The sequence below is a fragment of the uncultured Desulfovibrio sp. genome (assembly GCF_944324525.1).
Lineage (GTDB): Bacteria > Desulfobacterota > Desulfovibrionia > Desulfovibrionales > Desulfovibrionaceae > Desulfovibrio.
Map to the genome: position 1 here is coordinate 1 of NZ_CALUWS010000074.1, position 7792 is coordinate 7792.

Sequence of the window (7792 nt, forward strand, 5' to 3'; positions counted from 1 at the left end):
TTTGTTGGTTTGTCTGGTAACTTCCAACTTACCGAATGAGGAAAGGGTGAACAACCTATCGGAACACAACACCTAGATGTTGTGTTCCACGAGCTGCGCGATCCGCGCGTCGGAGAGCGCCTTGCCGTCCCCGGTCCTGAGGACGCGATGCTTCACCCCGCCATGCACCACGCACAGCGCGGACGTTTCGCCGTTCTCGCCCGTGGGATCGCAGGGCGTATCCACCACGGCCACGGGAACCGCCGTGGCCGCGTCCGTGGAAAGCAGCGGCTCCCAGGCAGCGCCCACCACGGTGTCGCTCTCGTCGTCCTCCCCCATGACGTCCACGCGCTTCAGGACAGTGCCCACGGGGATGGCGGCGGCCCTTGCCGTTTCCGAAAGCGGCAGATGGTGCAGCACCACGGGATGGTCGCCCGTGGCCGCCCGTTCCCCGGAGAGGGTGTGCTTGCCGAGAAATCCTTCATTCATGGTGTCTCTCCCCTGATCTACAGTTTCGCCGTCAGTTCGGCGGGATCGATGTTGCCGCCGTTCCCCGCCGGGTCTCCATGCGCGGGAGGCGCGGCAAACTCGAACGCCCGCTCATCCGCGGGCCGCGCTTCCAGTTCGCGCAGGTAGCGTTCTTCCAGGCTGATGGTCTCGCTCTTGCCGTCGGGCGCGGCAAAGTCCACCGTGCCGCCCTGTGCCGCCAGCTTCGCCGCAAAGTCCAGCACCCCGGCCTTTTCGGCGGGCTTCACCTTCCCGGCCTTCACCAGCCCGGCGACGCGCGCCTCCCGGCGCTCGCCTTCCACCTTTTCCCGATAGGCCGCAAAGTCGGCGCTCGTCTTTTCCGCCTTCTGTTCGGCCTCATTTCTGGCGGATTCGGCCTTGTCCCTGTCCTGTTTGTGGGTCTCGGCCTGCTTTTTCAGGTTCGCGTTCTCGGCTTTCAGCGCCTCGAGCTGCGCCGTGAGCTGGCCCACCTGCCGCTGCAATTCTTCTATGGTCATGGAGTCGTCCCCTCTGGTTGAAGCCGCGAAGTCCACCGTGATGGCCCTCGTGTCGTGAGAAAATTCCACCGCCTTGAGGCCGTCTATGGCGGGCTGCGCCGCGCCCAGCAGCGCCACATGCCGCAGGCTCACCCGATCCGGCATGAGGCTCATGCTCACGTGGCGGTAATGCCCCTTCGCCACCAGGTCCCGCACCGCGTCCGGCACGCGGGAAAAGCTGGCGTACAGCCTGCCGCCCTCGCTTTTCAGCTTGTCCACCCAGCCGAAGGCCGGGGCCTTGTCGTTTTGCGGATGCCCGAAGCAGAGCGGCGCATCCCGCTTTTGCGGGTCGTAGCGTCGGGCTATGGCGTCCAAGTCTCCCGCCGTGAACGTCTGCTCACGGCCGGCGCTGTCCGTGAACGTGCCCGTGCGGGCTATCTCGATCCATTTGTCGTTCATTTTTCCGCGCCTCCGGCGGTAAAAGGAAAGCCCCTGTTTCCGTCACCATGACAGGAAAACAGGGGCTTTGCCCGGAAAGGGCGCGCTCCATGCAAGCAATTTTTCAGGCTGTTTTTTATTGGGGATTGGCCAGTTCGTTCAGGTGGCGCAGCATGTTTTCAAGGTCCTGCGTCCAATAGAACAGACCTTCCAACCCTTTGCGGCTCAAGGCGAGATCGTCTTCCGGTCTTTCGGAAACGACCTGAAAAACGTCGCTCAGAAAGGCCACGCGGGCTTCTATGCGATCCATTTCATCCACCACTTCCACGGGCACTTCACACATGGCGCTCATGCTTCCACCTCCAGCAGGCTGGCCTGTACGGGGCGGGCGGGAACTTGCCGCCGGGGCGGCAGTTCGCCCAGCGCCTCGGCGGCGTCCAGCAGATTGCTGATTTCCCGGTTATCGACGTCCAGCAGCTTGGCGATGGCGGCAATGCCCAGCCCCATCTTGCGGTAACGCACGGCGGTACGCAGCCGCCGCTTGCGCGCCGGGCCGAGACGCCAGAACTGGCGGGCGGTCTTTTGCCGGGCTTCCTCTTCCGCCGCCTTCACCTCCGGCAGCGTGGCCGCCCGGCCCGCGTCGTAGCCTTCCTTGTAGCCGGACTCGCGTATTGCATTCCTTGACGGCGCTTCGGCCCCGCCAAGGGCGGCCATATCCCGCAAACGCGCCTCCATCGCATTGAACGCTTCAATATAGCGCAGCTTCCAGATGATGGCCGCCTTGCCCGTCATGCCCATGACCAGCAGAGACAGCGCGTCGCGGGTGAGGAGGTACGCTTTTTCCCTTCGGCTTGCGCCGTTGGGGCCAGGAACGATTTTGAACGTCAGCCCAAAATTGGGCTCACGAAATGATTTCGGCAGGATAGAGCACAATCGGTCAATATCGCGCAGTACGTGACTGTGCCGCCGTTGGAAATGCCGGGCCACGTCAGAGGACAAAACCGCAGGCATGGAGCCGATGGAAAGAAAATGGATTTCGTCGCGTTCATTGACGCCGGGCGTGACTTGAGATAGCGAATTGTCAGCCATAGCGCACCTCCCTTGAAGGTGGGTTGTGGTTAGGTCGTGTCCGGTACTCGCAATACCGGACACGATTGTTATTTTGCGTTGCCTTTATCCCGCCAGTGGGGGAATTTTTCATCAATCAGCCGGAACAGGAATTCCTTGATTGTCACCCCCGCCTCTGTTGCCAGAAGTTTGATCTTGCGGTGCTCCTCTACCGAAACTTTCAGGGTAAGCGTTTTTTCATACCCTTGTTCGTTTCGCGTCATTTCACCTCCTTTTTTGAAAGTATTTACCTAAATACTTTCATGCGTCAAGCAAATTTTCACGCAAGTTGAGAACGGCCCGCCCTTGACGCTTCCGGCGCGCCGGGCTATGGGGAAGGCATGGAAAACTTCTTTGATGTCGCCACACCCGAAGAAATCGCGAAGCAATTCCCTACCGCATCCAAGAGGCCGGAATGGCTTGAGGATACCCGCGCGTCAATGGACAAAGCCCCTGACTACAACTGCGAGTATCTTGTCTATCTGTACTGGGGGCGGGGCGACACGGAAAAGGCGGAATATTACCTTGATCAAATCAAGGACGAGAGCAGACGCCTGAGTGTCGCCATTACCCTATATGAGCTCCGCGAAGCGTAGCCGCTTTTCAAAGTCGGCATCTTTTATATTGTCCAGCGCGTGGGCGATGTTCAGGAATTCCCTGCCCGACATGCGCGCCAGTAGTTCCTTCAGTTCGCCGTCATAGTCCGGCGTGGCCGCCGTCTCCATCAGGCGCAGCAGCTCCGGCAACAGTTCCTCCTCCCTGACCTCCAGCGCCTCCAGCAGACGGTCAAAATTGCTTATCTCGCCGCCGTAGCCGTAGCCTTTTTTCAGAATATCCTTCTGATGCGCGGCCTTGCCGCCCAGGCTTTCCAGCAGGCGCGGATAGGTACGCCGGGCCGTCCACTGGGTGACGATCTCCATGACGCGCCGTTGCGGCGAATCCTTCCCGCCTAGGTTGCCCGGCTTTTGCCGGTTGTGCGTCAGCTCATGCCACAGGCTTTCACAGGCGTATTCCTCGTTGAACGTCAGTTCCTCGCCCTTGGCGAGCTTGTTCCAGGCTGTTTTCAGGTCGCGTAGCGCGTTGAACCCGTCGCAGTGCGTGGAGAACGTCTTGGAATTGAGCCAGAGCGTGCCCCGGCTGTCCGTGGCCATGAAGTATTGCCTGCCGCTTTCCGTCACGACTTTTTTGATGCCGTTATTGGTGGCGAATTGCCCGCAGTGCTGTTTGATGGCTTCCCCAAGCTCCGCATACGTCTTGACCGGCGCGGGCCGTCGGCTTGCCGGGCCGCGTTGTTCCTCGTAGCTTTTCCTGTTCACATCCGGGTATTTTTTCAGATCCAGCCCGGACTCGACCCAATCCTTGCCGGGATTGTTGCGAAAGCCCTTGTCCGCTCCAGGGAAGTGGACAGAGTATTCCATTCCGGTTTTCGGATCCGTCCATACGCCCGCCTTGGGCATGTCCGTTTCCACAGTCAGGCCCTGCTTTTCCACCTGCCGGGCGGAAAGCGTGCGTACGCAGCAGCGGCAGCGAAAGCCGTTGGGCGGGTAATTGGCTGCCCAGAACTCGTGATCCGCCGGATAGACCTTGCCGTGCAGCATGGCGTGTGAAGGCCGCACCCGCTTGTCCATGACGGCCAGATATTGCCAGTAGGGGCGGGATGCCTTGACCGCCTGCATCTTCTTGTAACGGCCGGCGGCATACGCCGTTTGCAGGTTGGTGCGGAAGATGTTCTCGATGCGGTAGTCGTGCCAGCCCTGCGTCTGGATGGCCGCCATGATCCGGGCCTTGAACTGAGGCAGCGTCTCCCCGTTTTTCAGGGCTTCCTCGATGCCGTCGCTCACCAGCTGCACAAGGTCGTGCCTGGCCAGCCCCGTAACATAGAAAGCCCGGTGCTTCGCCTCCTCCCCCAGCGCCTTGGCTTCCTCGTCCGTGAGCTTGGCCCGCCACTTCCAGAACTCGATGGCCGCGTCAGGGAGGACGCCCTCCGCGATGATCTCCGGTTCCGGCAGGTCGAACTCCGGCTTTTTCTTAGCCATCTTCTTCATCCTCCTTCCCCGTTCCGGCGGCGTATCCATGTCCACCGGCAAAGCCGGACGGACACGCCGCCTCCACTATCAGCTCGCTACCGCTCGCGCCTCCGGCGGTTAAGGAAAAAAACGGTTCAGACATCGCCGTCCTCCGCCGTCTCGATGTCCACGGCTGTGGCCCCGTATCCCGCCGCCGCCGTCAGGGCGCGGGCAAGAAAGCTCTCCAGCGCATCCGGGGCCATGAGCGGGGAAAGCAGCGCGGCAAGGCCTTCCTCCAGATCCTCATAGCTTTTGGCCGTCCGTATCGCGTCCTCGACCTGCGAGACGAACGCCGCGCCCGCCCTGAGCGCGGCGGGCAGCATGTTGACGATGGCCGCGTCAAGGTTCGCCTGCGCCTTTTCCGCCAGGGGCGCACGCCCGGAAGGAGCGGCGAAGTTTGCGGCTTCGCCCGGTCGCCGCGGGCCGTCCACACTGAACTCGCTTTCCTTGAGACCGTAATTTTTGGTGAAATGCTCCGCCGTAAAACGCACGCCGATCTCGGTCAGCTTCTTGTCCAGGTCGGCCCGGGTGTTCAGGTCTTCCGGCTCGTCATAGGCGGCCAGCGGCGCGAACACGCCCGGCCCGGCGTTGACCTGGGCATACAGCCAGGCGATCTCGTTCCAGGCATCCGTGACCATCGCCTTGTCCGCATCGGCCAGATCGTCGGCCACACTCTTGTGCGCTTCCGTGGCGGCCAGGCTGTTCTTACCGTCGGTCTCAATGGTCAGGGTCTGGCCCATGAGCACCTTGCTGATGGCCCTGTCCTGCCGCGCGAGGAAGTCCTCATGGATCGCGCCCTGCGTCTGCCCGGCGCTCTCCAGTTTGACGGACGCGCCGTGCGGGATGACGGCCACGGCATCCTGCACCATGCGCGACAGATCCCGCGCCATTGCCTGTTTTTCCAGCCGTTCCGCCTTGGCCGGAGCCTCGCCCACCACCCACGGCATACCGTGCCGCTCCACGAAGCGCGCGTAAAAGCTCAAGCCCCCGCGTTTGAAGCTCACCGGCCACAGGCAGCGACTTAAAAGCCGCAAACCGTAAGGATTGTCATAGGTTGCATGGTGCGTGACGAAGACGAACTTGCCCGGCGGCAGGGGGCGCGGGTCCGCGCAGAATGCCCCGTATTCCCCGACAAAGACGGGATCGTTGCGACTGTCGAAGCGGAACCAGTGGCAAGGCCGCGCCACGATGTCCACGAGACGCCACCAGTCCCCGTCAAAGCGCCAGATGAGTTCCAGCGGCGTGAAGCCGTAAAAGGGCGCGTCCAGGATCCCGCTGATGATGCCGCGCAGGTTGGTGCGCTCAAGGTCGCGCATGAACCGCCGGTACAGATCCTCCGCTTCCGGCGTGGGCCGTTCGCCGTCCGGCGCGCCCGCCCGGAGCGTGAAATGCGGGCAGTTGAGCACCCGGTTCTTTCGGGATAACATGGCCGTGGTCACCTGATCGTCGGCGGAAAGTTCCCGCAGGATGGCCGCGTCGTCCCCGCGCTTGCGCAACACGGGGTCAGGGTCCGGCAAGGTGGAAAGCCAGCCGTCCAGCTCCCCGAAAAAGACGCCCGCGTTCTGGCGCGTCGCCAGTTCCGCGCGCAAATCCGCCGCGCTGAACGGCTGAAAGGTGCCGTCCGGCAAAAAAAGCCCGTCCGCCATAGCAAAAGACCTCCGTTTTCCCGTCATGGTGACAGAAAAACGGAGGTCATGCCCGGAAAGGGCGCGGAGAGTGCGGGGGGATTATGCCTCTTCCCCGGCGCGGGTCAGCAGGTCTTTCAGCAGTTCCGTGATGATGAGCAGGCCCGTCCAGCCGTCCTCATTGGGGCGGCAGGCTTCGTCCGCCGCGCCGAAGGCGCTGACGCTGGCCCCCAGAAAGGCCGTGATGTAACGGGCTTCTTCCAGCGCATGGCTTGGGGACAAATCTTCCGTGTTCATGCGTCCACCTCCCTGTCGTCCAGGGCCAGAAGGTTGCCTTGCACGGGGCGGGCGGGAACTTGCCGCCGGGGCGGCAGTTCGCCCAGCGCCTCGGCGGCGTCCAGCAGATTGCTGATTTCCCGGTTATCGACGTCCAGCAGCTTGGCGATGGCGGCAATGCCCAGCCCCATCTTGCGGTAACGCACGGCGGTACGCAGCCGCCGCTTGCGCGCCGGGCCGAGACGCCAGAACTGGCGGGCGGTCGTGCCGCGTACCTCGTCCAGCAAAGGCGCGACCGACGCCCGTCCCTCATCCAGCCCCTGCCGGTAGCCGGATTCGCGGGCCAGCTCGGCTTGGTTTTCCCGCGCGGCGGCTTCCAGCACGTTGAACGCCTCGATGTAGCGGATTTTCCAGCGCACCGCCTCCGCCCCGGTGAAGCCCATGACCAGCAGGGAAAAGGCGTCGCGGGTAAGGAGGAAAGCACGGTCTTTGCGGATACCCCCTGAATGAGGCAACAGGGTGTCTATTTCTATCGGCGCAAAATTGCGCTCATAGAAAGATTCCGGGCACTTGGCGCGTAACTTGCGAATATCGCGCAAGACGTCCCTGTGATTGCGGTGGAAATGGCACGCCACGATGTCCGAGCGCACGGCGGGCTGGCCTTCGGCCGTCAGGCCGACTTCCATTGTGGAATTGTCATTGATGAAGGAGACGGCTTGGGATAAACTGTTTTCAGCCATGATGCACCTCCGCTAAGGTGGGTTGTGGTTAGGTCGTGTCCGGCACTCGCAATACCGGACACGACTGTTTTATTTTTTTTCTTCTTCCTGAGCCAACTTGATCTCAAGTGCCGCGATTGCATCCAGAAAAATTTGTTTGAGCGTCTTTCCTGTTTTTGCAGCCACGATTTTTGCGCGCTTGTGATCTTCTTCCTTCAAAACCATGCTGATGTACTTTCCTTCTCTTGGCACGATACCTCCTGTCCCTATTTGTAGCTACATGGCTTTTTAGCGTCAAGAAAAATTATCACGCAAGTTGAGAATGGGGATTGCGGCGGGGAGGGGAAAAACGTAGGGTGAGGCAAGAGGGAATTATGGGTAATCTTATTTCTAATATCCTGAGCTACTTTCGGCCACATCAAGAACAAGCGAAGGAAAGGACGTTAACGATGCATAAAACATACTTTAAAAAATGGTCATTGCCTCTAGTTATTGCAGTGCTAATTCCATTAACAACTCTTCTTTTACCCAGCGCGCCGTAAAGCCTCGCCCTTCAGGGCGGGGATATAAGGCGCACCTTAACTGGAATTTTTGCCTTT

The 7792-nt window shown here is 61.1% G+C and carries 11 protein-coding genes; 1 reads left to right on the forward strand and 10 read right to left on the reverse strand.

Annotated elements, in window-relative coordinates:
* Positions 1-72: 72 nt before the first annotated feature.
* The 5 genes from Q0K12_RS11945 to Q0K12_RS11965 all read right to left on the reverse strand — a co-directional run bounded on the left by Q0K12_RS11945 (position 73) and on the right by Q0K12_RS11965 (position 2731).
* Positions 73-468 (reverse strand): hypothetical protein, encoded by a 396-nt coding sequence (locus tag Q0K12_RS11945; protein WP_297263197.1) that lies wholly within the window; start codon positions 466-468, stop codon positions 73-75.
* A 17-nt stretch (positions 469-485) separates the two neighbouring features.
* Positions 486-1421 (reverse strand): phage protease, encoded by a 936-nt coding sequence (locus Q0K12_RS11950; RefSeq protein ID WP_297263198.1) that lies wholly within the window; start codon positions 1419-1421, stop codon positions 486-488.
* A gap of 115 nt (positions 1422-1536) precedes the next feature.
* Entirely contained in the window at positions 1537-1752 is a 216-nt protein-coding gene (locus tag Q0K12_RS11955; protein ID WP_297263199.1) for a hypothetical protein, read from the reverse strand.
* The gene (locus Q0K12_RS11960) at positions 1749-2489 is read right to left on the reverse strand and encodes a Rha family transcriptional regulator (RefSeq protein ID WP_297263200.1); all 741 of its coding nucleotides are present in this window, start codon (positions 2487-2489) and stop codon (positions 1749-1751) included. Before Q0K12_RS11960 ends, Q0K12_RS11955 begins: the two co-directional genes overlap by 4 nt.
* A 68-nt stretch (positions 2490-2557) precedes the next feature.
* Positions 2558-2731, reverse strand: a complete 174-nt coding sequence (locus tag Q0K12_RS11965; protein WP_297263201.1) for a hypothetical protein — start codon at positions 2729-2731, stop codon at positions 2558-2560.
* Between the two features lie 216 nt (positions 2732-2947).
* Here Q0K12_RS11965 and Q0K12_RS11970 point away from each other — a divergent pair, with 216 nt between their 5' ends.
* Positions 2948-3103: a hypothetical protein gene (locus tag Q0K12_RS11970; RefSeq protein ID WP_297263202.1), complete on the forward strand. Its 156-nt coding sequence runs from the start codon at positions 2948-2950 to the stop codon at positions 3101-3103.
* Here the strand turns inward: Q0K12_RS11970 and Q0K12_RS11975 are convergent.
* From Q0K12_RS11975 to Q0K12_RS11995, 5 genes are all read right to left on the reverse strand, one after another.
* Entirely contained in the window at positions 3080-4543 is a 1464-nt protein-coding gene (locus tag Q0K12_RS11975) for a phage minor head protein (protein ID WP_297263203.1), read from the reverse strand. The two genes, Q0K12_RS11970 and Q0K12_RS11975, sit on opposite strands and share 24 nt — an antisense overlap.
* 125 nt (positions 4544-4668) lie before the next feature.
* The gene (locus Q0K12_RS11980) at positions 4669-6219 is read right to left on the reverse strand and encodes a DUF935 family protein (RefSeq protein ID WP_297263204.1); all 1551 of its coding nucleotides are present in this window, start codon (positions 6217-6219) and stop codon (positions 4669-4671) included.
* Between the two features lie 81 nt (positions 6220-6300).
* On the reverse strand, positions 6301-6495 hold the full coding sequence (locus Q0K12_RS11985) for a hypothetical protein (protein ID WP_297263205.1): 195 nt from the start codon (positions 6493-6495) through the stop codon (positions 6301-6303).
* Positions 6492-7214 carry a Rha family transcriptional regulator gene (locus Q0K12_RS11990; RefSeq protein WP_297263206.1) on the reverse strand — a complete coding sequence of 241 codons (723 nt, stop codon included), beginning with the start codon at positions 7212-7214 and terminating at the stop codon, positions 6492-6494. Before Q0K12_RS11990 ends, Q0K12_RS11985 begins: the two co-directional genes overlap by 4 nt.
* A gap of 69 nt (positions 7215-7283) precedes the next feature.
* A complete protein-coding gene (locus Q0K12_RS11995) occupies positions 7284-7445 on the reverse strand; it encodes a hypothetical protein (protein ID WP_297263207.1) in 162 nt (53 codons plus the stop codon).
* Positions 7446-7792 lie beyond the last annotated feature (347 nt).

Bases quoted from the DNA above. Each gene is read 5' to 3' on its own strand.
- Q0K12_RS11975 (WP_297263203.1), bottom strand. From the start codon at position 4,543: ATGGCTAAGAAAAAGCCGGAGTTCGACCTGCCGGAACCGGAGATCATC.
- Q0K12_RS11960 (WP_297263200.1), bottom strand. From the start codon at position 2,489: ATGGCTGACAATTCGCTATCTCAAGTCACGCCCGGCGTCAATGAACGC.
- Q0K12_RS11985 (WP_297263205.1), bottom strand. From the start codon at position 6,495: ATGAACACGGAAGATTTGTCCCCAAGCCATGCGCTGGAAGAAGCCCGT.
- Q0K12_RS11955 (WP_297263199.1), bottom strand. From the start codon at position 1,752: ATGAGCGCCATGTGTGAAGTGCCCGTGGAAGTGGTGGATGAAATGGAT.
- Q0K12_RS11990 (WP_297263206.1), bottom strand. From the start codon at position 7,214: ATGGCTGAAAACAGTTTATCCCAAGCCGTCTCCTTCATCAATGACAAT.
- Q0K12_RS11945 (WP_297263197.1), bottom strand. From the start codon at position 468: ATGAATGAAGGATTTCTCGGCAAGCACACCCTCTCCGGGGAACGGGCG.
- Q0K12_RS11950 (WP_297263198.1), bottom strand. From the start codon at position 1,421: ATGAACGACAAATGGATCGAGATAGCCCGCACGGGCACGTTCACGGAC.
- Q0K12_RS11970 (WP_297263202.1), top strand. From the start codon at position 2,948: ATGGACAAAGCCCCTGACTACAACTGCGAGTATCTTGTCTATCTGTAC.
- Q0K12_RS11965 (WP_297263201.1), bottom strand. From the start codon at position 2,731: ATGACGCGAAACGAACAAGGGTATGAAAAAACGCTTACCCTGAAAGTT.
- Q0K12_RS11980 (WP_297263204.1), bottom strand. From the start codon at position 6,219: ATGGCGGACGGGCTTTTTTTGCCGGACGGCACCTTTCAGCCGTTCAGC.